The 22,161-nt window shown below is 65.8% G+C and carries 22 protein-coding genes and 1 pseudogene; 12 read left to right on the forward strand and 11 right to left on the reverse strand.

Going from position 1 to position 22,161, the window contains the following annotated elements:
• Positions 1-42 precede the first annotated feature (42 nt).
• From ACQR1X_RS02425 to ACQR1X_RS02440, 4 genes are all read right to left on the reverse strand, one after another.
• On the reverse strand, positions 43-903 hold the full coding sequence (locus tag ACQR1X_RS02425) for a DUF1499 domain-containing protein (protein ID WP_315802299.1): 861 nt from the start codon (positions 901-903) through the stop codon (positions 43-45).
• Positions 904-1,036: 133 nt separating this feature from the next.
• Positions 1,037-2,260 carry an MFS transporter gene (locus tag ACQR1X_RS02430; protein ID WP_410051463.1) on the reverse strand — a complete coding sequence of 408 codons (1,224 nt, stop codon included), beginning with the start codon at positions 2,258-2,260 and terminating at the stop codon, positions 1,037-1,039.
• Positions 2,261-2,378: 118 nt separating this feature from the next.
• Positions 2,379-3,584 (reverse strand): ABC transporter substrate-binding protein, encoded by a 1,206-nt coding sequence (locus tag ACQR1X_RS02435; protein ID WP_315802301.1) that lies wholly within the window; start codon positions 3,582-3,584, stop codon positions 2,379-2,381.
• A gap of 166 nt (positions 3,585-3,750) precedes the next feature.
• Positions 3,751-5,379: a fatty-acid--CoA ligase gene (locus ACQR1X_RS02440; protein WP_434898256.1), complete on the reverse strand. Its 1,629-nt coding sequence runs from the start codon at positions 5,377-5,379 to the stop codon at positions 3,751-3,753.
• Between ACQR1X_RS02440 and ACQR1X_RS02445 the strand changes: the two genes are divergently transcribed.
• Positions 5,326-6,795 (forward strand): extensin family protein, encoded by a 1,470-nt coding sequence (locus ACQR1X_RS02445; protein ID WP_434898257.1) that lies wholly within the window; start codon positions 5,326-5,328, stop codon positions 6,793-6,795. The genes ACQR1X_RS02440 and ACQR1X_RS02445 overlap by 54 nt on opposite strands.
• 94 nt (positions 6,796-6,889) lie before the next feature.
• On the opposite strand, the gene ACQR1X_RS02450 is transcribed toward ACQR1X_RS02445, so the two are convergent.
• Complete coding sequence (locus ACQR1X_RS02450; RefSeq protein ID WP_315802304.1) at positions 6,890-7,570, reverse strand: L,D-transpeptidase; 681 nt, start codon at positions 7,568-7,570, stop codon at positions 6,890-6,892.
• A gap of 345 nt (positions 7,571-7,915) precedes the next feature.
• Here ACQR1X_RS02450 and ACQR1X_RS02455 point away from each other — a divergent pair, with 345 nt between their 5' ends.
• Both ACQR1X_RS02455 and ACQR1X_RS02460 read left to right on the forward strand, forming a co-directional pair.
• Positions 7,916-8,893 (forward strand): magnesium transporter CorA family protein, encoded by a 978-nt coding sequence (locus ACQR1X_RS02455; protein ID WP_315802305.1) that lies wholly within the window; start codon positions 7,916-7,918, stop codon positions 8,891-8,893.
• A 313-nt stretch (positions 8,894-9,206) separates the two neighbouring features.
• A complete protein-coding gene (locus tag ACQR1X_RS02460) occupies positions 9,207-9,527 on the forward strand; it encodes a hypothetical protein (RefSeq protein ID WP_409997915.1) in 321 nt (106 codons plus the stop codon).
• Between the two features lie 245 nt (positions 9,528-9,772).
• Here the strand turns inward: ACQR1X_RS02460 and ACQR1X_RS02465 are convergent, their stop codons facing one another.
• Positions 9,773-10,525, reverse strand: coding sequence for an SDR family NAD(P)-dependent oxidoreductase (locus tag ACQR1X_RS02465; protein ID WP_315802306.1), 753 nt, complete (start codon positions 10,523-10,525; stop codon positions 9,773-9,775).
• Between the two features lie 141 nt (positions 10,526-10,666).
• A complete protein-coding gene (gene pdxH, locus ACQR1X_RS02470) occupies positions 10,667-11,317 on the reverse strand; it encodes a pyridoxamine 5'-phosphate oxidase (RefSeq protein ID WP_315802307.1) in 651 nt (216 codons plus the stop codon).
• Positions 11,318-11,442: 125 nt separating this feature from the next.
• Here pdxH and ACQR1X_RS02475 point away from each other — a divergent pair, with 125 nt between their 5' ends.
• Positions 11,443-11,847 (forward strand): RT0821/Lpp0805 family surface protein, encoded by a 405-nt coding sequence (locus ACQR1X_RS02475; protein ID WP_315802308.1) that lies wholly within the window; start codon positions 11,443-11,445, stop codon positions 11,845-11,847.
• Positions 11,848-11,959: 112 nt separating this feature from the next.
• A complete protein-coding gene (locus ACQR1X_RS02480; RefSeq protein ID WP_315802309.1) occupies positions 11,960-12,922 on the forward strand; it encodes a DnaJ C-terminal domain-containing protein in 963 nt (320 codons plus the stop codon).
• Between the two features lie 371 nt (positions 12,923-13,293).
• On the opposite strand, the gene ACQR1X_RS02485 is transcribed toward ACQR1X_RS02480, so the two are convergent.
• Both ACQR1X_RS02485 and ACQR1X_RS02490 read right to left on the reverse strand, forming a co-directional pair.
• Positions 13,294-14,067, reverse strand: coding sequence for an anti-sigma factor family protein (locus tag ACQR1X_RS02485; RefSeq protein WP_316238313.1), 774 nt, complete (start codon positions 14,065-14,067; stop codon positions 13,294-13,296).
• 91 nt (positions 14,068-14,158) lie between these two features.
• Positions 14,159-14,647 (reverse strand): sigma-70 family RNA polymerase sigma factor, encoded by a 489-nt coding sequence (locus ACQR1X_RS02490; protein ID WP_315802311.1) that lies wholly within the window; start codon positions 14,645-14,647, stop codon positions 14,159-14,161.
• Between the two features lie 303 nt (positions 14,648-14,950).
• Here ACQR1X_RS02490 and fabI point away from each other — a divergent pair, with 303 nt between their 5' ends.
• The 3 genes from fabI to aroC all read left to right on the forward strand — a co-directional run bounded on the left by fabI (position 14,951) and on the right by aroC (position 17,598).
• Positions 14,951-15,784, forward strand: coding sequence for an enoyl-ACP reductase FabI (gene fabI / locus ACQR1X_RS02495; RefSeq protein WP_315802312.1), 834 nt, complete (start codon positions 14,951-14,953; stop codon positions 15,782-15,784).
• Between the two features lie 12 nt (positions 15,785-15,796).
• Positions 15,797-16,396, forward strand: a complete 600-nt coding sequence (locus tag ACQR1X_RS02500) for a histidine phosphatase family protein (RefSeq protein WP_315802313.1) — start codon at positions 15,797-15,799, stop codon at positions 16,394-16,396.
• Positions 16,397-16,512: 116 nt separating this feature from the next.
• On the forward strand, positions 16,513-17,598 hold the full coding sequence (gene aroC, locus ACQR1X_RS02505; protein WP_315802314.1) for a chorismate synthase: 1,086 nt from the start codon (positions 16,513-16,515) through the stop codon (positions 17,596-17,598).
• A gap of 1 nt (position 17,599) precedes the next feature.
• Here aroC and ACQR1X_RS02510 read toward each other — a convergent pair whose 3' ends face one another.
• Positions 17,600-18,361 (reverse strand): hypothetical protein, encoded by a 762-nt coding sequence (locus ACQR1X_RS02510; RefSeq protein WP_316178361.1) that lies wholly within the window; start codon positions 18,359-18,361, stop codon positions 17,600-17,602.
• Between the two features lie 95 nt (positions 18,362-18,456).
• On the opposite strand from ACQR1X_RS02510, the pseudogene ACQR1X_RS02515 reads away from it, so the two are divergent.
• A pseudogene (locus ACQR1X_RS02515) lies at positions 18,457-18,628 on the forward strand (chorismate synthase); the annotation flags it as partial.
• Positions 18,629-18,637: 9 nt separating this feature from the next.
• The gene (locus ACQR1X_RS02520) at positions 18,638-19,828 is read left to right on the forward strand and encodes an adenylate/guanylate cyclase domain-containing protein (protein ID WP_315802316.1); all 1,191 of its coding nucleotides are present in this window, start codon (positions 18,638-18,640) and stop codon (positions 19,826-19,828) included.
• Between the two features lie 9 nt (positions 19,829-19,837).
• Here ACQR1X_RS02520 and clpS read toward each other — a convergent pair whose 3' ends face one another.
• Entirely contained in the window at positions 19,838-20,143 is a 306-nt protein-coding gene (gene clpS / locus ACQR1X_RS02525; protein WP_035654766.1) for an ATP-dependent Clp protease adapter ClpS, read from the reverse strand.
• Between the two features lie 224 nt (positions 20,144-20,367).
• On the opposite strand from clpS, the gene ACQR1X_RS02530 reads away from it, so the two are divergent.
• Positions 20,368-21,222: a DUF1194 domain-containing protein gene (locus tag ACQR1X_RS02530; RefSeq protein WP_315802317.1), complete on the forward strand. Its 855-nt coding sequence runs from the start codon at positions 20,368-20,370 to the stop codon at positions 21,220-21,222.
• A gap of 300 nt (positions 21,223-21,522) precedes the next feature.
• Positions 21,523-22,077, forward strand: a complete 555-nt coding sequence (locus tag ACQR1X_RS02535) for a septal ring lytic transglycosylase RlpA family protein (RefSeq protein WP_315802318.1) — start codon at positions 21,523-21,525, stop codon at positions 22,075-22,077.
• Positions 22,078-22,161 lie beyond the last annotated feature (84 nt).

Here is a 22,161-nt window from a genome sequence, read left to right on the forward strand (position 1 = left end):
ATTTCATTCCCTATTCGCTCCTCCCTCTTCGCAATTCGCCTCTCACTTCTTCACCGTCTTCGCATTCCCCTTCGCTGCCATGGGCGGCGGCGTCACCTTCTTCACCGGCTTCTGCGCCTCGGCCTCGCCGGCGCTGGAGAGATCCTCGATCAGCTTGGTCACGCGCGCGGCGTTGCTGCCGATATCTGACTCGAAATAGCGCGAGGCGGAGCGGACGTCGACGCGGGAATCCTCGCCGTCGGGCTGGATCCGGATCGAGATGTCCTCGCGAAAGCCCATGATCGGCGTGCGTGCGACCGCCTCGATGCGGCCGACGCGGCGCGGCGGCTGCGGCGCGCGCTCGTCGACCACGAACCATTTGCGCCGGTTGACCAGCTTCAGCGCGATCGCATAGGCACGATCGGGCGGCAGCTCGATCTGCACCGGCTCGATGTCCGGATAGAATTTCTGCTGCTGCTCGGCTGAATACAGCCCGGCATACACGGCCGTGTTGGTGCCGTCGCCGTTGCGCAGCGGCGCCAAGGCCTCGAAGCGCGGCGGATCGATCGGGTCGGTGGTGATGTCGTAGATCTTCGGCAGCTTGCGGTACTGGAGCGCGAGGTAGGCCGGATAGGCCAGCACCACGGCATCGATCATGAAGGCGAGCAGGATCCGGCTCATGCCGCGGCTGCCGTTGCGCCAGATCGCGACGAAGGCCGCGAGCCCGAGCAGGATCGACAGGACGGCAAGCCCCAGCGCTCCGAAGAACGTCGCCAGCGCCGGCTTCATCTCCAGAAAATCGAAGCGCAGGATCAGGATCGAGACCAGCACGGCGACGACCGAGAACACCGCCAGATTGCGGGTCCAGGTCGCGAGGCTGGAGATGGGCTCCGACAGATAGGGGGCGTGAAACCTGCGTGCCATCGTGTCAGGAACTGCCGGGTTGGGCCGCTGCCTGCGTTGCGCCGGGCGGCTGGGTCATCCGTGTGAGACCACGCGGAGGGGCTAAATTCAAGAGGGGTCTGGCCCGGAGAGGGCGGTTGATCCGTTGACTGCGTCAGGCGCTTGGGATGGGGCGGGCGCGCAAGGCCGTCAGCATCAATAGGATGGTTGCGACGGAGAATGCCGCGCCGGTCGCGAACGTCGCCTGCGACCCATAGGCTTGCCACAGCCATCCCGCCAGCAGGCTCGCGACCAGCAGCGCAGCGCCGGTCACAAGGTTGAACAGGCCGAACGCGGTGCCGCGCAGGTCCGGCGGGGCGGTATCGGCGACCATCGCCGACAACAGCCCCTGCGACAGCCCGAGGTAGAGGCCCCACAGCGCGACGCCGATCGCGGTGCCGATCAGGCCGGGCACGAAGGCCAGCGTCAGGTCGGCGGCTGTCAGCACCACGAGGCCGCAGGTCAGCACGTTGTTGCGGCCGATGCGGTCGGAGAGGATGCCGGCGGGCATGGCGACGCCGGCATAGATCAGGTTCATCAGCACGTAGACCAACGGGATGAGGGAGAGAGCGAGGCCGTCGGCCTGCGCCTTGAGCACCAGGAACGCCTCGCTGAAGCGGGCCAACGCGAACACCGCGCCGATGGCGACCACGATCCAGTAGGCTGATGGCAGCCGGCGCAGCTCGCGCGCATGGACCGGCCAGCCGGGGTGCGGCGCAGGCGCTGTCTCCACCGGCTCGCGCACGCCGAACAGGATCAGCAGCACGGCAAGCGTGGCCGGCAGCGCCGACCACCAGAACACCGCCCGGAAGTCGTTGGCATAGAGCGCCATCAGCGCCACTGCGAGGAGGGGACCGGCAAAGGCGCCGATCGTGTCGAGCGCCTGGCGCAGGCCGTAGCTCGCGCCGCGGATGCCTTCCGGCGTGACGTCGGCGATCAGTGCGTCGCGCGGCGCCTCGCGGATGCCCTTGCCGATGCGGTCGACGAAGCGCGCGGCGAGGATCTGCCAGGATGTGCCGGCGAGCGGAAACACCGGCTTGGTCAATGCCGCCAGCCCATAGCCGATTGCGACCAGCAGCTTGCGCTTGCCGATGCGGTCGGATAGTGCGCCGGAGAACACCTTGGTGATTGCGGCGGTAGCCTCGGACACGCCTTCGATCAGGCCAATGGTCACCGTGGAGGCGCCGACCACGGTGGCGAGGAAGACCGGCAGCAGCGCGTGGATCAGCTCCGAGGAGATGTCCATCAGCAGCGACACCAGCCCGAGCGTCAGCACCGTCGACGGTACGTCGCGCCATGTCGTGGAAGCCGGGACGCGCGCTCTTGAACCCATGCCCATCTTTTAGATGCGGCCGAGACTGCCATCTTGCGCCACGTCAAAGCCGCAGCGGCACAAGCGCCACGGCCCCGCCGAAAGGGAGGGGCCGCGGCTTCCTTGGTCAGGCTGCGCCGGATGCTCAGTGCCCATGCACCAGCGGGCAGGCCGAGTCGGCGAGCTTGCCGAACGCCTCCTCGCCCGACATCGTCTGGATCAGCTTGTAGTAGTCCCAGGGGTACTTCGACTCCTCCGGCTTCTTGACCTGCATGATGTACATCTCGTGCTCCATCAGGCCGTCGGCGCGGATCTTGCCGTTCGACGTGAACATGTCGTCGATCTTCATCTTGCGCAGCTGGTCCATGACCTTGTCGGAGTCGGTGGTGCCGGCCGCCTTCACGGCGTTGAGATAGGTCGTGGTCGCCGAGTAGTAGGCGGCCTGGTTCATGGTCGGCTCGCGCTTGGTCTTTTCGAAGTAGCGCTTGGCGAAGGCGCGGGTCTTGTCGTTGAGATCCCAATACCAGCCGGTGGTGAGATAGAGACCCTGCGCGGTCTTCAGGCCGAGACTGTGGATGTCGCTGATGAAGGCGAGCAGCGCCGCCGGCTTCATCGTCTTGGCGATGCCGAATTCATCCGCGGCCTTGATCGAGTTCGTGAAGTCGTTGCCGGCATTGGCGAGGCCCAGAACCTGCGCGCCCGAGCCTTGCGCCTGCAGCAGATAGCTGGAGAAATCCGAGGTCGAGAGCGGCACGCGGACCGCTCCGACCACCTTGCCACCATTGGCCTCGACCACCTTGGACGCGGCCTCCTGCAACTGGGTGCCGAAGGCGTAGTCGGCGGTCAGGAAGAACCAGCTCTTGCCGCCCTGGCTGACCATGGTCTTGGCGGTGCCGTTGGCGAGCGAGGTCGTATCGTAGGCGTAGTGGACGGTGTAGGGCGTGCAGTCCTTGCCCGTCAGCGAGGCGCCGGCGGCACCGATCGCAATGAACGGTATTTTCTTCTCCTTGGCGGCGGTGGCCATCGCGAGGCTGACCCCCGTGTTGGAGCCGCCGAGGATCATGGTGACGCCGTCGCGATCGGCCCACTCGCGCAATTTCTGGGCGCCGACGTCCGGCTTGTTCTGATGATCGCTCTCCATGAACTCGATCTTGTTGCCGAGCACGCTGCCGCCGAAATCCTCGATCGCCATCTTTGCAGCCTCGACGCCGCCCGGCCCGATCACGTCGGCATAGAGCCCGGACATGTCGTCGATGTCGCCGATCACGACCTTGTTGCCGGCGGCGTGAGCGGCCGTGGCGACCAGTGATGCTCCCAGCAGCCAGGGCAGCAGGCGGATTGATTTTCGCATGGTGGCGTTCCCTCGTTTTTTTATGGTGCCGGACCTTAGGAACCCGCCCATGGGCTTCCTATTCGCCTTTGGTCGAGGCGAGGGCGATGGAACTTTTTGCGCGGAACGCAAACGGCCCCCGCGGGGGCGCAGGGGCCGTGAGTCTCGCGCGGAACGGGAGTTGTTGCTAAGCTGCGGCGTTGGGGAAGCGGTAGCTCTTGAACTGGTCGCGCAGCGCGGTCTTCAGGATCTTGCCCGTTGCCGTGTGCGGAATGCCGTCGACGAAGGCGACGTCATCGGGCATCCACCATTTGGCGATCTTGCCCTCCATGTATTTCAGGATGTCCTCGCGCGTCGTCGTCTGGCCGGGCTTCAATTGCACGATCAGCAGCGGGCGCTCATCCCATTTTGGATGATAGACGCCGATGACGGCAGCCTCGGCGATCGCGGGATGGCCGACCGCGAGATTCTCCAGGTCGATCGAGGAGATCCATTCGCCGCCGGACTTGATGACGTCCTTGGAGCGGTCGGTGATGCGCATGTAGCCATGCTCGTCGACGGTTGCGACGTCGCCGGTGTCGAAGAAGCCTTCATCGTCGAGGATGTTGCTGTCGACCTTGTAGTAGGCCTTCGACACCGCGGGCCCGGACACCTTGAGCCGGCCGAAGGTCTTGCCGTCCCACGGCAACTCGGTGCCGGCATCGTCGGTGATCTTCATCTCGACGCCGAACGGCGGGAAGCCCTGGGTCTGCAGCACGTCGAGCTTGGCGTCGCCGTCGGCGGCGAGGAACGGCGGCTTCAGGGTAGCGAGCGTGCCGATCGGGCTCATCTCGGTCATGCCCCAGGCGTGGCGCACGCCGATACCCATGTCGAGGAAGGCCTGGATCATCGAGCGCGGCATCGCCGAGCCGCCGCACACCACCATCTTCAGATGCGGCAGTTTGAGGTTATGCGCCTGCATGTGCTGCAGCAGCATCAGCCACACCGTCGGCACGCCGGCGGTGTAGGTCACCTTCTCGGTATCGAGCAGCTCGTAGACGGACGCACCGTCGAGCTTGGGGCCGGGCATCACCAGCTTGGTGCCCATCGAGGGAGCGGAGAAGGCAATGCCCCAGCTGTTGGCATGGAACAGCGGAACCACCGGAAGCATTGTGTCTGCAGCGGACGTACCGAGTGAATCCCGGTTATTGGCCATCAACGCATGCAGCACGTTGGACCGATGCGAATACAGCACACCTTTCGGATCGCCCGTGGTGCCGGACGTGTAGCACATCGCGGCTGCGGTGTTCTCGTCGAAGGTCCCCCAGGTGAAATCGCCGTCGGCCTCGCCGATCCACGATTCGTAGGCGACGGCGTTCTTGAGCGTCGTCTGCGGCATGTGCGCGGCGTCGGTCAGCACGATGTAGCGCTCGACGCTCGGCAGCTTGTCGGCGAGCTTCTCGAGGATCGGCACGAACGTCAGATCGGTGATGACGATGCGGTCCTGGGCGTGATTGATGATCCAGCCGATCTGCTCGGGAAACAGACGCGGATTGACCGTGTGACAGATCGCGCCGATTCCCATGATGCCGTACCAGACCTCGAGATGACGGCCGGTATTCCAGGCGATGGTGGCGACGCGGTCGCCCAGCTTGATGCCGTCGCGCGTCAGCTTCTGCGAGACCTTGAGAGCACGGTCGTGGATTTGCCGATAGGTGGTGCGAACGATGGGGCCTTCGACCGAGCGGGTCACGACCTCCTGGGAGCCATGGATTGTCGCCGCATGCTCGATGATCCGGTGACAAAGCAGGGGCCAGTCTTGCATCAAACCAAGCATCAGGTCGTTCCTCCGGTATTCGCTTGCAGCGAGGGTCTTTTGGTCTCTTTGGTCAATTTTAGCGCGCGCCGCACCCGACGCAAATGGGCTTGTGATGGCCACGACGTCGCGCCGGGCGTGATGGTTAGCGCTGTGGCCGTGGCGATCGCATTGAGCTGGCTCATGGCGGCGCCGGCGGCGGCCGCGAAATCGGCGCATCGCAGCCTGCCCACGGCCGCCGAGGCCGCAGCGAAGCTGGCCGACGGTGTTGCCAAGGTGCCGCTTCCGCAGCCGCGGCCTGCCGATGCGCCGGCGCGGGCAGCGGCCAAGGGGGAGGATGCCGCCCCGCGCGACGCGGCCAGCGCCGGTCCAAAGGTGGATGCCCAAGCCCCGCCGCCGCCTTCGGCCTGCAGGCTGGCCCTGACCGAAGAGGTCGCGATCGCGCCGTCGATTCCGCCGATCAAGGGGCCAGGCGGATGCGGCGGCGAGGACCTGGTGCGGCTGGAGGCGGTGGTGCTGCCTGACAAGCGCAGGGTGGCGCTGACGCCCGCGGCGACCATGCGTTGTCCGATGGCGACCGCGGTCGTCAACTGGGTGCGCAACGATGTGGCGCCGCTGGCCGAACGGCTCGGCAGCGCGGTCACTGCGCTCGACAATTTCGATTCCTATCAGTGCCGCGGCCGCAACAATGTCAGCGGCGCGCAGCTATCGGAGCACGGCCGTGCCAATGCGCTGGACGTCCACGGCTTCAAGCTGGCCGACGGCCGCATGATCGATCTCACCGACCGAAATCAGCCGCGCGATTTGCGCGAGTCCGTGCTGCACGCAGTCTGCACCCATTTCTCCACGGTGCTCGGCCCCGATTCGGATTGGTACCACGAGGACCACATTCATCTCGACCTGATCGAACGCCGCAACAACTACCGCATCTGCCAATGGGACGTGCTCGACCCGCTGCCGAAGGTCGCGCCCCTGATGCCCGCCGCCAGGCCCGACGACGCGCCGTCACGCGAGACCGCGCAGGCTGGCACCGAAAATGTCCGGAAGACCGCGAGCACCGACGCCGAACACAACAGCAGCGGTCGCGCCGGTACCGACGAGAAGGCCGAGCCGCCGGCCACCGCGCAGAGCCCTTCTGCTGACGACCGCTCCGGACGGGCCGATACGGAAGCGCAGCCTCCGGCCGCAAAGCCCGCCGGAACGGTCCGCAATCGGCAGACCGCGTCGAAGTCTGCGCCTGAACAGCAAAAGTCCGGACGCGTCGCCGCAGAGACGCGCGCGCCGACCGTAGCGTCCGACAAGGCACGGAATACAGCCGGGCGGGACCAGCGCGCCCTGAACAGCTCAAGTGGGGAACGGGCTTCGCCATCGAAGCCGGCTCCACGGAAGCGCCATCACGGCCGGCGTAGCTGGGATCCGTTCCGCGGATTGTTCTAGCCCCAAACAAAAAGGCGCCGGGTGACCGGCGCCTTGGAAACGCTGCTAAACGCGCTTCTCGGCTTTTGAATATCGTACCGGCTTCAGCCGGGGCTCACTGCATCGCAGCGAAGGTGCCGCCGCCCTGCAGCGCCATCTGCGGCTTGTAGGGCGAATCACCCTTCTTCGGATCCAGCACCACGACGATGGTGCCGACCTTCACGCGGTTATAGAGGTCGATCGCGTCCTCGTTCGTCAGGCGAATGCAGCCCGAGGAGATCGAGGCGCCGATATATTCCGGCTGGTTGGTGCCGTGGATGCGGAACAGCGTGTCCTTGCCGTTGGCATAGAGGTACATCGCGCGCGAGCCCATCGGATTGTCGGGACCCGGAGCGACGAAGGTCGGAACGCCCAGGCGCTCGATCTCGCCCTTGGTCGGATGCCAGGCCGGCCATTCGGTCATGGCGCCGACCTTCGCGATGCCCGACCACGCCATCGCCTCTTCGCCGACGGTGATGCCGTAGCGAATCGCCTTGCCGCCATCGAGGACGTAATAGAGGTAGTGGCTGTCGGAATCGACGACGATCGAGCCCGGGGCTTCCTTGCGGTGATACTCGACGATCGCGCGCCGATAGGGCTCGGCCACCGGCGTGTTGGTGTAGCGGATCTTCGCGAGAAGCTCCTTGTCCTTCGGCTTGAAGGCCTGCGTGTTGGTCGCCTCGTACGTCGTGGCCTGCATGCAGCCCGACAGCATCAGGCCGGCGGCCAGGAGTCCGAGTTTCACCTTCAGCGACATGTCACCAATTCCAATTGACAGCTGACGTTGCAATGGTACGGCCGCGCCACTGCAGCGCGATTCCACATGTCCCATTATCGTCAAAATCGTTCTCAATTCCAGCCGATACACGCACAGGTCACGCTGCAGCGCCGCGATTGTTGCTTTTTTGCCGCAAAAATGCGGGCAGTCATCCACAGCTGTGCTCCGAATGGCACGATCGTCTCTCTCCCGGGGGCGTTGCCCTTGAGACCATGGCCTTCGCGAGAAAGCCCATGGACCGGGCCGGCAAGCTGCGTCACAAGGCGGCAGCATCCCGCCGCTAAGTCCCCGAAAATTCACGTTTCGCGATTCGGAGTTTTGTCCATGTTCTCGGTGTTCGTTCCGTCCGAAGCCGCGCTGAAGAAGCTGGCGATCACCGATCCCGCGGCTCTGCCCGACAATGCGGTCTGGGTCGACCTCGTGAACCCGAGCAGCGCCGAGGACCGGGCCGTGGAAAAGCTGGCCGGGATCGCGGTGCCGACCCGCGAGGACATGCAGGAGATCGAGATCTCGAGCCGTCTCTACATCGAGAACGGGGCCCGCTACATGACGGCCACGCTGATGTGTCACTCGGACTCCGATATGCCGAGGACCACGGCAGTCACCTTCATCCTGGCGGGCCACCGCCTGGTGACGGTGCGTTACGACCAGCCGCGCCCGTTCGCGGTGGTGGAGGCCAAGCTCGCCCGCAACTGTGCGCCCGGGATCACCGGCGAGATGGTGCTGATGGAGCTGCTCGACGCCGTGATCGACCGCTGCGCCGACATTCTCGAGAAGGTCGGGGCTGATATCGATCAGGTCAGCCACGAGATCTTCGAGCCGAACAATGAGCGTCACGGACACGCCAAGCAATATTCGCAGATTCTGATCGCGATCGGGCGCAAGGGCGACCTGACCTCGAAGGTGCGTGAGAGCCTGGTGTCGATCGGCCGCCTCGTCACCTTCCTGTCTGCGGTGGTCGAAGGCGTGAAGTGGTCGAAGGACATGCGCGAGCAGCTCAAGACCATGCAGCGCGACGTCGCCTCGCTGACCGACCACGCGTCCTACCTCGCGAGCAAGATCACCTTCGTGCTGGATGCGATGCTCGGCGTCGTCAACCTCGAGCAGAACAACATCATCAAGCTGTTCTCGGTGATGGCGGTGGTCCTGATGCCGCCGACCTTGATCGCATCGATCTACGGCATGAACTTCAAGATGATGCCGGAGCTCGAATGGGTGCACGGCTATCCGATGGCGTTGGTGCTGATGCTGATCTGTGCGATCGTGCCGTACTACATCTTCAAATTGAAGAAGTGGCTGTAGCGCAGCCGAGCTGGAATCGCCGGCCGCCCCAGGCCGCTCGCCCGCGCGAAGGCTGCGGCAAAGCGCCATCCGCAGCGCCTCATTCGTGCCCCGTTGTTAGCTGCGTGGGCGACATGTTCGTTGGTCGCGTGCCGCCGACTGATAGTCGCTATGCACTGCAAGTGTCACAAGCGGCAACGTGCAACGCATAACAGAAATACTTGTTAGGCCAGCCGCAACGCCGCTGCAAAGCCGCCCCAATTCCTCAGGTAAAATTTGACGGGAACCCTGAACGTTTGATCGAAACTTCTCTGCGATAAATCTGCTCGTGAGCATGACCGACTACGAGCGTCTCGGCGCGTGGCATGCAAGGCAGAGCTCGAGGGCGCGTTCATCGCGCCTTATCCAAGAGGCGGCAATGGTTGAGAAACGCATAACGGCATCGAACAACGTGATCGAGCTGGCCAACTATCAACGCAGCCGCGCCGACATCGTCGTGGCCCATGCGCTGTCGCCGCGCACCTGCCGCTATTGCGGCGCCGAGCTCGATGACGACGAGCGCGAGGATGATTGCTCCAGCGCCCTCAACGTCGAGTCCGACCGCCTGCGCTGGCGCGCCGCGCAGATCCTTCGTGGCCTGGTGTGCGAAGGCTGAACGACTGTTCTCGGCCGAGCGGTATCCCGGCAATGCCGCCCGAAAGTCCACGATCGGAAATTCAGCAGCCGATGTCATCCCTTGAACAGCGCTCCCTCCGGGAGCGCTGTTTTGTTTGTGGCGGCCGAATCGATCTTCGGAAACGGTGTTAATCGCCGCTTCGCACGGCCATCTGGAACTTGCCGCGCGCGGCAATCCGCCGTGAACCAAACCGGAGACGGGCAGGCCCCTCCGCGGCGACGGTCTCAGACGTGCTGGCCGCCGTTGATGTGGATCTCGGCGCCGTTCACGTAGGAGCTGGTCTCCGTGCACAGCACATAGATGATCTTGGCGACCTCGTCGGGGGTGCCGAGGCGCTGCATCGGGATCTGCTCCTGCACGATCTTCTCGGTGCCCGGCGACAGGATCGAGGTGTCGATCTCGCCCGGCGCGATCGAGTTGACGCGGACGCCGACGCGGCCGAAATCCGACGCCATCTCGCGGGTCAGCGCGGCCAGCGCCGCCTTGGAGGTCGCGTAGGCCGCGCCGGCGAAGGGATGCACGCGCGAGCCGGCGATCGAGGTGACGTTGACGACGGAGCCCTTGGCCGCCTTCAGCTCCTTGATCAGGCCGCGCGCCATCATGATCGGCGCGAAGAAGTTGACGCGGAAGACGTGATTCCAGGTGTCGAGGTCGGTGTCGACGGTGCCGAGCCGGGCGCCGCCGGCGCCCTTCGGCGAGATCGCGGCGTTGTTCACCAGCGCATGCAGCTCGCCACTGTCCATGCGCTGTTTGACCTCCTCGATCGCCCGCAGCGTGTCCTCGGGATCGGCAAGGTCGACCTGGATGTGGTCTTCGGGACCTGCGCCCCACGGACATTCCTCGGGGAAGGGATGCCGCGAGCAGGTGATGACGCGCCAGCCGGCGGAGGAGAATCGGATGACGGTGGCATGACCGATGCCGCGGCTGGCGCCGGTCAGCAGCATCGTGCGCCGCGGCTGGTTCGAAGGAGTCGGCATGAACTGGGTCTCTCACGATCCCGGACGGATCAACTTACCACAATGGTTGCAGGTGCGACGCTCGATTCACGCACGCGCGGGCGATTCGTCCGACAAGGCATCAGACGCCGGCAGCCGGGCGCTGGCGCGCTCGGCGATGTCTCACGGATACATCCGCACCTTGGTCCACGGCTGGTCGGCGGCGTCGCGGCGGAATTCGATGCGGTCGTGCAGGCGGAACGGCCGGTCGTGCCAGAACTCCATGCTGATGGGCGCGATGCGCCAGCCGCTCCATCCCGGCGGCCGCGGCACCTCGCCGATGATGTATTGCGTGGCGACCTTGGCGATCGCCTGCTCGAACGCGAACCGGCTCTCCAGCGGCTGCGACTGCTTGCTGGCCCAGGCGCCGAGCTGCGCCTGCTTCGGCCGGGTCGCGAAATAGGCGTCGGCCTCCTCGTCGCTCACCGGCGTCACGAGGCCGCGGATGCGGACCTGGCGGCGCAGCGACTTCCAGTGAAACAGCAGCGCGGCCTTCGGATTGGCGGCGAGCTCACGGCCCTTCTGGCTGGCCTTGTGGCTGTAGAAGACGAAGCCGTCCTGGTCATAGCCCTTCATCAGCACCATGCGCACGTCGGGCAACCCGCTATCGTCGACCGTCGCCAGCGCCATCGCATTCGGATCGTTGGGCTCGCTCTTGCTGGCCTCCGCAAACCAGTCGGCAAACAGCGCAAACGGCTCGCCGGCCTGGGTAAAATCGGCCGATGTACCGGATGTTAAGGTTGTCTGGTGTTTGATGCTCGTGGGGTCGGTCATGTCTTTGGGGAGTCCGAGTTTTGCGTTCACCCGCGGCCAAGCGCGCGCAAGTCCATCCGGGTCCGGTCCTATATAGGGCATCGGTCCGACTTGGCCTATCCGCGATCGGTCATGCCGGCACCGCTTTGACACTCATTCTAATCGGCCTGTCCGGCGGCGGCTGCAGCCTGTCTCGCCCTGAAACGGCCTTTGCCAAGATGGACGATGCGGAGATCACCGGCGCGGTCAGCCCGCCGCCCGAGCGCGAGCCGACCGAAGCCGATCTCGCTTTTGCCCGCAACGCCGCGTCGGACGTGCTGACCAGGGGGAGCAAGGATTCCAGCCAGCCCTGGCAGAATCCGCAGACCGGCGCTCGCGGCTCGGTGACGCCGATCGCCAAGTCCTACACGGCCGACAACGGCCGCACGTGCCGCGATTTCCTCGCGAGCTACGTCAACGGCAAGACGGAGCGCTGGCTGCAGGGCTCGGCGTGCCGTATCGAGCGTGGGCGCTGGGACATCCAGACGCTCAAACCCTGGCAGCAAAGCTAGCCGGGACCATCAGGAACCCGTTGCAAAAATACAACGGACTCCCCAGATGAAATGCAAAGCGGGCGGGGAGCCCATAGGTTAGTATCTGACTTTCTGTAAGGAGACGTGACGGATGCGCGACCCCTATGAGGTCTTGGGGGTGCCGCGAAGCGCCAGCGCTGCGGCCATCAAGAGCGCCTATCGCAAGCTCGCCAAGAAGCACCACCCCGACAGCAACAAGGATGATCCGAAGGCATCGGCGCGGTTTGCCGAGATCAATTCGGCCAACGAGATCCTGGGCGACGAGGAGAAGCGCAAGCAGTTCGATCGCGGCGAGATCGACGCCGAAGGCAAGCCGCGCTTCCAGGGCTTCCCTGGCGGCGGCGCCGGCCGCGGCGGGCCGGGGGGCGGATTCGAGAATTATACCTTCCGCAGCGGCGGCGGGCCGGGTGGCGGCTTTGGCGGTGGCGGATTCGAGGACATCCTGAACAGCATGTTCGGCGGCGCTGGCCCGCGCGGTGCACGTGGCGGCGGCGGTTCGTTCGAGTTCGACACCGGCGGAGTCGGCCTCGACCTCGATCTGAAGGTTGCGATGTCGGTCTCGCTCGAGGAGTCCGTGAAGGGCGGCGAGAAGCGCGTTCGGCTGCCGTCGGGCAAGGAGCTCAACGTCAAGGTCCCCGCTGGCGTCACCGCCGGCCAGCAGATCAGGCTGAAGGGGCAGGGCGAGAGCGCGCCCGGACACCGGCCAGGTGATCTCCTGATCACGATCCAGATCGCGCCGCATCCGTTCTTCAAGGTCGAGGGCAGCGACCTCAGGCTCGATCTGCCGATCACGCTTTACGAGGCGGTCCTGGGCGCCAAGGTGAGGGCGCCGACGCTCGGCAGCGCGGTCGAGCTGTCGATCCCGAAGAACACCTCCAGCGGCCGCACCTTCCGGCTCAAGGGCAAGGGCCTGCCCAAGAGCGATGGCTCGGTCGGCGATCTGTTCGTCACCACCCGGATCGTGCTGCCCGACGGCAACGATGCCGAGCTCGAAGCCCTGATGACCAAATGGCGCGACCGCCATCCCTACAATCCGCGCAGCAACCTCTCCTGAGGTTGCGCGTTGTAGGCCACTCGGCTTAAAGTTGAGGGGGCGAGCTGGAAAGCTGAGAGAAAAAGTGCGGCCTCGAAAGGGGGACCAGCGCGGTACAAAACCCCGATCGAGGCCGCTTCCGTGTCGATCGGCGGATCGAACACTCCTCATTTTTTCGTGAACATTTGGCGCTATATTGAGACGTGCCGGTGACCTGATTCCAGATTTCCGGTGACCGAATTGCGGCGCCGACCTTGGCGTGTCTCCCGCCCGGGCGAGGCGGGGATCGGTACGCTTTCGCGCAGCGTTTGCGGCCATCCTGCAAACGCTTCTGATCACGGCCGTAATCGCGCCGAGGCCGGCACCTCGCGAAATCGGGCAATGGTCCGCCGCTAGCCGCCCGCCCGTTCGGACTGGTCATAAACAAGGCGCGCGACCTGGGTGAGACGCGTCCGGTCGCTGCTGCCACTGACGACGTAGCTGACGCCGCGCTCCGCCCAGGACAGCGCAGCGGTGTTGCCCTGCGCCGTATAGCGCATCTCGGCCGCCTCGATCCCGACCTTGGTCGCATACACCGTGAAGCGCTCGCCGGAGGTGCTCTCGTACATCAGGAAGGACGCCGGACCGGTCGGCCCCGGCAGCAGCCGGCCGCCGACGAGCTTCAGTCCGGTGGTTTCCAGCTCCGGCGCCTGCACGGTGCGGCCGCAGCGCCGCGTCAGCCATTGCTGCAGATGGGCCTTCTCGTCGCCGGGGACCTCAACCGGATGGCGCACCTCCACGACGTAGAGTCGGTGCGCATCGAGTGCCTCGCCGGCGAGGGCCTGCAGCGGCGACGGCGAGGACGTAGCGCCACGCGCGACCCAGCCGACCGCGCCGCCGGCCGCGAAGGCCGCCACGCTTGCCGCCATGGCCGCGACGACCCAGCGCCGCGGCCGGCGCTCCAGACCGTCGAGGTCGAGCCGCGGCGGCACCGGCTCGTTGACGATCGAATCGTAGCGGGCATGGAGCGCCTCAGCCATGCTGCGCCAGGATTGCACGCGCTCGGCGTCCGCCGGATGCGCGGCCAGCCAGCGCTCGACGTCGCTGCGGCGCTCGGCCGGCAGCTCGTTGTCGACGTAGGCGTGCAGCTCGTCTTCGGTGACGGGAATGGTCGGCTCGGTCATCATCGGGATCTCGTTGCAATCGAGCGGCTGCGGCGATGCGCGGTCGCTGCAGGCTTGGGCAGCCGAACATGGCAGGGCGGCTTTTGTGCAGTGGTCATTTCACCCTCCGCAGCGCCGGCCGCTCGCCCTCGAGCACGGCACGGACATGGGCGCGGGCGCGGGCGAGGCGGGACATCACGGTGCCGATCGGGACACCCTGGATGTCGGCGACCTCGCGGTAGCTCATGCCTTCGAGCACGACGAGGAGAAGCGCCGCGCGCTGCTCCTCCACCAGGGTCGCCAGCGCGCGCTCGATGTCCCGGCCCTCGGCCTCAGTGCCGCTGGCGTCGGCATTGTCGTCCTGGAGCGGCATGAAGTGAGGTCGCCGTGCCAGGGAGCGCCGGCGGTTCTTGTTCAGATTGGTCAGGATCGTGTACAGCCAGCTCCTGATGTCGCCGCCCAGGAACAGCCGTTCCGAGCGCAGCGCCCGCACCAGCGTGTCCTGGACCAGCTCGTCGGCCGCGTCCATGTCGCGCGCCAACGCCCGGGCATAACGGCGCAGTGCCGGAATCATGGTCTCGACGCTCTGGCGGAACGCGTTCATGGACTGCCCTGCGGCTGTTCGCTGCGATGACAAGGGCGCAGGCCGCAGCCGGCGCCTTGCAAAGATCATAACCCCGCGATCTCAGGCCTATTCCAGCCGGGCAAGCTGGCTGGGCGTTTGCCACAGAGCGGGCGGAATGGGGCTGTACCGGGCCAGACCGGTGGTGTACGTCCAGTCCTCAGAGCATGATGCGCTTCCACGGAAACGCATGATGCTCATCTCCTTGTTTGAGCATGATCTTTCGGAAAACCGGTTTCCACTTTTCCGGATCATGCTCTCATAATCAGTTCGATGGGAAGCCGCATGGCGCAGATTTCAGGTTTGATGCAGGGCAAGCGCGGGGTGGTCCTCGGTGTGGCCAACAACCGCTCGATCGCCTGGGGCATTGCCAAGGCCGCGCGCGCGGCCGGCGCGGAGATCGCGTTGACCTACCAGGGCGACGCGCTGAAGAAGCGCGTCGAGCCGCTGGCGGCTGAGCTCGGCGGCCTCGTGCTCGGCCATTGCGACGTCACCGATCCATCGACCATCGATGCCGTGTTCGACGTGCTCAAGGAGAAGTGGGGCAAGATCGACTTCGTCGTCCACGCCATCGCCTTCTCCGACAAGGACCAGCTCGACGGCCGCTACATCGAGACCACGCAGGACAATTTCTCCAAGAGCATGCTGATCAGCTGCTACTCGCTGACCGCGATCGCGCAGCGCGCCGAGAAGCTGATGACCGACGGCGGCTCGATCATCACCCTGACCTATTACGGCGCCGAGAAGTGGATGCCGCACTACAATGTGATGGGCGTCGCCAAGGCCGCGCTGGAAGCCAGCGTGCGCTATCTCGCCGCCGATCTCGGCGAGAAGAGCATCCGCGTCAACGCGATCTCGGCCGGCCCGATCAAGACGCTGGCCGCGTCGGGCATCGGTGACTTCCGCTATATTCTGAAGTGGAACGAATACAACGCGCCGCTGCGCCGGACCGTGACCATCGACGAGGTCGGCGACAGCGCGCTGTATCTCTTGTCCGACCTGTCGCGTGGTGTCACCGGCGAGGTGCATCACGTCGATTCCGGCTATCATGTCGTCGGCATGAAGCGGCCCGAGGCGCCCGACATCTCGCTCAGCAACTCCGTCGGCGCCAAGGACTAACGTCAACACGCAATGCCACGGCCCACGATCTACTACATCCGCCACGGCGAGACGGAATGGAATGCGCTCGGCCGGCTGCAGGGCACGCAGGACATTCCGCTGAACGCGCTCGGGCGGGTGCAGGCGGTGCAGGCCGGCAACCTCCTGGCCGAGCTTGCTGCGCGCAACGGCCATGATGCGGCGCGCCTGCCCTACGTCGCGAGCCCGCTCAGCCGCGCCCGCGCGACCATGGAGCTGGTGCGTGAGACCCTGGGGCTGCCAGCCGAGGGCTATGCGCTCGATGCCCGGCTGCGCGAGATCGGCTACGGCAAATGGGAAGGGGCGACGCTGCCGGAAATGCAGGCGGCCGATCCCGCCTTCTATGCCCGGCGGCTGACCGACAAATGGTCGCTGGCGCCCGAGGGCGGCGAGACCTATGCCGACGTCGAGCGCCGCGTGCGCGACTGGTACGATGGGCTGTCTGGCGATATCGTGGCGGTCGCCCATGGCGGCACGGCGCGGGCGCTGATGGTCGCGCTGGGCTTCGAGACGCCGCACGGCGCCGTCGACCTGCCGATCCAGCAGGGCGCGGTCTATGTGTTCGGCGAGAACGGCTTCGAGAAGTACAGTTAGTTTGTCCCCGTCATTCCGGGGCGCGTCGTGAGAGGCGAAACCGGAATCTCGAGAGTCCGGGTCTGGTCCTTCGGACCGTCCCGGAATGACGGTTTTTCCGATTGGGTGATCAGCTCATGTCCTTCAACACCTTCGGCCACATGTTCCGCGTCACCACCTTCGGCGAGAGCCATGGCGTGGCCATCGGCTGCGTGGTCGACGGCTGTCCGCCGCGGATCCCGCTGCAAGCGGAGGAGATCCAGCGTGATCTCGACCGCCGCCGTCCCGGCCAGTCGCGCTTCACCACCCAGCGCCAGGAGCCGGACCAGGTGAAGATCCTGTCCGGTGTGATGGCCGATCCAGACACGGGAGCGCAGGTCACCACCGGCACGCCGATCGCGCTCCTGATCGAGAACACCGATCAGCGCTCCAAGGACTATTCCGGGATCAAGGACAAGTTTCGTCCCGGCCATGCCGACTTCACCTACGAGGCCAAATACGGCCTGCGCGACTATCGCGGCGGCGGCCGGTCCTCCGCGCGCGAGACCGCGACGCGCGTTGCGGCCGGCGCGATCGCGCGCAAGGTCCTGCCCGACGTGAAGGTGCGCGGCGCGCTGGTGCAGATGGGGCCGCACAAGATCGACCGCGGCAACTGGGACTGGGACGAGGTCGCGCGCAATCCCTTCTTCTGCCCCGACAAGGACAAGGCAGCGTTCTTCGAGGACTATCTCGACGGCATCAGGAAGTCCGGCTCGTCGATCGGCGCCGTGCTCGAGATCGTCGCCGAGGGCGTGCCGGCGGGACTTGGCGCGCCGCTCTACGGCAAGCTCGATGCCGATCTCGCCGCGGCGATGATGAGCATCAACGCCGTGAAGGGGGTCGAGATCGGCGCCGGCTTCGGTGCGGCCGAGCTGACCGGCGAGGAGAATGCCGACGAGATGCGCTCGGCCAATGACGGCACGCGCTTCCTCTCCAACAATGCCGGGGGCATTCTCGGCGGCATCGCCACGGGACAGCCGATCGTGCTGCGCTTCGCGGTCAAGCCGACCTCGTCGATCCTCACCCCGCGCCAGACCGTCGACCGCTCAGGCCAGGAGACCGAGATCCTGACCAAGGGCCGTCACGACCCCTGCGTCGGCATCCGCGCGGTTCCCGTCGGCGAGGCGATGATGGCTTGCGTGCTCGCCGATCACCTGCTGCGCCATCGCGGCCAGGTGGGGTAGGTTAATCGTTCTCGCCGTACACATACGACGCCTTCAGCCCGAAGGTCACGATCGAGAGCGTGACCCACAGCCGCAGCATCGCGAACGAGAAGATGAACACGAAGAACACCAGGTTCTTGGCGAACTGACTGGCCTCGGTCTGCCCGAACGTCCAGATCAGGCTACGGACGGCATTCTGGCCGTAGCCCAGTCCGATGTTGACCAGGCCCAGCACCAGCACGGCGGTCCCGAGCCATAGCCCGCGCCGAGCGAACTCACCGAGTGCGGGGAAGAACGCGGTCCGGCCATTGTTGCGCTCGGCCTGCAGGATCATCAGCAGCACCAGCGCTGCGATGAATGCGCTCCAGAACCGGCCGAGATGCGTGAACTGGTCGAAGGCCATGCCATCCAGTCCGGCCATCAGATGGGGGCTCTGTCCCGCATAGGGCGTGAACACCAGGGCTAGCGCAGCCGCGATCATCAGCAAGGCGATCCGCCATAGCACGGCCAGGGACAATCGAAGCTGGTCGGTGACGCTCAGCTCGCCGAGGTTCGTCTGGCCGCCGCTTGCCTCGATACAGCGCTGCGCCGTGACGATGAAGGCGTGCAGCACGGCGACCGCGGCCACGACCAGAGCGGGCAGGCTGGCCGGTCCGCCGGCAAACGCGATCACCCGCATTGCCGCGGCGAGGATGAGCCATGGCAGCGCCGGCAGTAGCCGCAACGGTCCGAACGAGGTCTGAGGAACAATGGTGGATGATACGCTGCGGAGGGTCTCTCTCATCGTGTCAGGATACCGCGCGGAGCTGAACGGCCTTCCTCGCAAATGGCTAAAATTGCCGCCACGCCGCGTGCGTCTCGCTGTCTCCATGAGCTGTCACGAAGAGCCTCGCCAAGGGCCATCACGACCCCTGCGTCGGCAATCCGCACGGGCCCGGTGGGCGAGGCGATGATGGCCTGCGTGCTCGCCGATCATCTGCTGCGCCATCGCGGCCAGGTCGGTTGGTCGCGCACGGAGTACCTGTTTACTGTTGTCACGTCCGTCGCTTAATCTCAGCCCATGGACACTTCCAAGCTGCGGGACATCAAGGACTGGCTGGTCGATGGTGCGCGCTCCGCGGCGACGCCGAGCCAGATGATGTCCGAATGCTGCGAGCGCCTGGTCGGGCTCGGCATCCCGTTGTGGCGCGTCGGCGTGTTCGTCCGCACCCTTCATCCCGATATCGCCGGCCGCAGCTTCATCTGGCGCCAGGGCGCCGAGGTCGAGATGGGCACGGTCGATTTCGGTTTCGAGAGCACCCCGGCCTACACGGACAGTCCGCTCGCGCTCGTGTTCGAGCATGGCAGGGAGTTCGGGGCCGATCCTCGCCATCCGCAGGCGGAGCGTTTTCCGATCCTGATGGATCTGCGTGCCGAGGGCGTGACCGACTATCTCGCCTTGCCGATGACCTTCATCGATCGCGCGGTCCATGCCTCGAGCTGGACCACCAAATCTCCAAGAGGCTTCACCGACGCGCAGCTGAACGCGATCCGGTCGCTGATGCCTGCGCTCGCACGCTACACCGAGATCGTCACGCTGCGCCGGACCGCCTCGATGCTGCTCGACACCTATGTCGGCAACAGCGCCGGCGAGCGCATCCTCGGCGGCCAGATCCGCCGCGGCCACACCGATACGCTCGATGCGGCGATCTGGTTGTCGGATCTGCGCGGCTTCACGCCGCTGTCGGACCGGCTGCCGGCCGAGAACGTCGTCGACATCCTCAACCAGTACTTCGACTGCCAGGTGGATCCGATCCGCGAGCAGGGCGGCGAGGTGCTCAAGTTCATGGGCGACGGCCTGCTCGCGGTGTTCCCCATTCGCGCGCAGGGCGGCGATCCGAGCGAGGTCTGCGGCCGCGTACTCACGGCGGCGCGGGCGTCGCGCGCCCGCGTCGACGCGCTGGAATATGCGGTCGGCGACATCGGGGAGCGGTTTCGTTTCGGCGTGGCGCTGCATGTCGGACGGTTGCTCTATGGCAATATCGGCGGCGGCAACCGGCTCGACTTCACCTGCATCGGCCCCGCCGTCAATCTCGCCGCAAGGCTGGAGAAGATGGCCGCGCAGCTGAAGCGCACGGTGGTCGCGTCCGAGGCCTTTGCCGGCGCCTGTCCCGAGCCGCTGACCGATCTCTGGACCGATCTCGGCGAATTTCCGATCGCTGGCCTCGCGACCGCGCAACGCGTGTTCGGGCTGCGCGAGGAAGGGAATTAGTTCGCCGGCTCAGGTCTCCGGCTCGGTGGTGAACAGCAGCGGGTATCCCTTGGCGCGGCCGGCATCGGTCGCGCGCGTCGCCTTGGTCTCGGCGACGTCCTTTGTGAACACCGCCACCACGCAGACGCCGAGCTTATGGGCCGTGATCATGACCTTGTAGGCCTGGTCCTCGGTCATGCGGAATTCCGCCTTCAGGATCATCACCACGAAATCGCGCGGCGTGAAATCGTCGTTGACGAGGATCACCTTGTAGAGCCGCGGACGCTCGGTCTTGGTGCGTACCTTCGTCTTGGGCTTGGTGACGGCATCGTTCATTTGAAGGGCGCGCCTGTGTTCCTGATGCGGCAGTCACGCCACGATACAGGCTTCGAACGCTCCGGGAAACCACGGGCTGCATGCCTTGCGCGATGGGCGCACGCGGCTGCCTGACATCCGGGCAATCCAGGGGACTAACCGGAATGTGAATGGATGTGTGCGTTCCCGCTTTGCGCTCTGCGGATTGCATGTCACCATCATCAGACGCGATTGGAGGGCAGCTCATGCGCTGGTGGATCTCGATCGGGGTGGCGTGTCTGGCGGGCGCCTTGGCTGGCGGCGACGTCGCCAGCGTCGTGGCCGCGCCGAGGACCCAGCCGGCGCAGCAACTGAGCGAGAAGGAAGCCTCCGTCGACGTTGAGCTCATCCTCGCCGTCGACGTGTCCTACTCGATGGATCTGGACGAACTGGCGATCCAGCGCGAAGGCTACGCCCAGGCGCTCAGCTCGCGCGAGTTCCTGCAGGCGCTGAAGAACGGCGTGCACGGCCGCATCGCCGTGACCTATTTCGAATGGGCGGCCTCGAGCGACCAGAAGATCATCATTCCATGGCGCCTGATCGACGGACCGGAAAGTGCCGACGCCGTCGCCGCCGAGATCATGAAGACGCCGATCCGCCGGGCGTCGCGCACCTCGATCTCGGGCGCGATCTACTTCGCCATGCCGTTGTTCGATGAGAACCCCTATCGCGGGCTGCGCCGCGTCATCGACATCTCCGGCGACGGGCCCAACAACAACGGTCCCTCGCCGGTGACGATCGCGCGCGACGAGGCCGTCAACAAGGGCATCACGATCAACGGCCTGCCGATCATGGTCAAGGAGCCGTCCTACTCGACCATGGATATCGAGAACCTCGATCTCTACTACAAGGATTGCGTCACCGGCGGCCACGGCTCGTTCGTGGTCACGATCAAGAGCCGCGAGGAGTTCAAGGAGGCCATCCGCACCAAGCTGCTGATGGAGGTCGCCGGACGGGCACCGCCGCCGCGCATCGTGCCGGTCGCCGATGACGCCGACAAGGAGCCGCGCGTGTCCTGCACGATCGGCGAGAAGATCTGGCAGGATCGCTGGGGCCGGTGACCCGGGCTGCGCCACACCGGCGCCCCTGATCCGCCATCGACCGGCGCGCAGCGCTTCACACCGCCTGTCCTGGTCGGAGGCGTGCACTGCGCACCCATCGGACGCGTGTCGGGTGCAAGGATTGGTATCCCGATCTCGTGTGGAAAAACCCCGTCTTGTTGCCGATCCGGCGAATCTGTGACCTCACAGCCACACATGATCTGAAAACCAGGGGTTGCATGGCGCCAAAATTCTCTTTGCCACTGTGCCGCCGCGATTGGGCCGCGACCATGAGCGGGTTGAGGCGGAGGCGCACAGAACATGCGTATCATCGACCGGACAGCAGGTCCCTCGTCAGTCGTCCATGGCCCGGGTGCAGGGCTCGCATCCCAACTTCTGAGGCCAGCGCTGCTGTGTGCGGCGGCGGCTTCGCTCGCCGCCTGCGCGCAATCGTCGGCGGTCCGGCAGGCGCGCTGGGCGGCGCCGACGAAGCAAGCTGCCGCCGAATTCCGGCCGCAGGTGCAGCGTGCGGAGACGGCGCCGGAGTCGGTGGTGCGCGTCCAGCAGGCCGAGCTCAGCCCGCCTCCAGCCCACGCCACCTCGTCGGGCCTCGCCAGCTACTACTCGGAAGGCCGCAAGACCGCGAGCGGCGAACGCTTCGATCCCTCCGAGCTGACGGCCGCCCATCGCAGCCTGCCGTTCGGCACCCGTTTGCAGGTCACCAACGTCAAGACCGGCCGCTCGGTGGTGGTGCGTGTCAACGACCGTGGACCGTTCGTGCAGGGCCGGGTGGTGGATGTGTCCTACTCCGCCGCCCAGGCGCTCGGCATGATCCACACCGGCGTCGCCCCGGTGAAGGTCAGCGTGGTGCGGTAGCAGTCATAGACACGGCAGCGCCGCTGCTTGACCTCTCGTGTTTCTTGATTGGCCGGGATCTCGCAGCGGCGGCAGTGCACCTCG

This window comes from Bradyrhizobium sp. HKCCYLRH3073 (assembly GCF_051167995.1).
GTDB lineage: Bacteria > Pseudomonadota > Alphaproteobacteria > Rhizobiales > Xanthobacteraceae > Bradyrhizobium.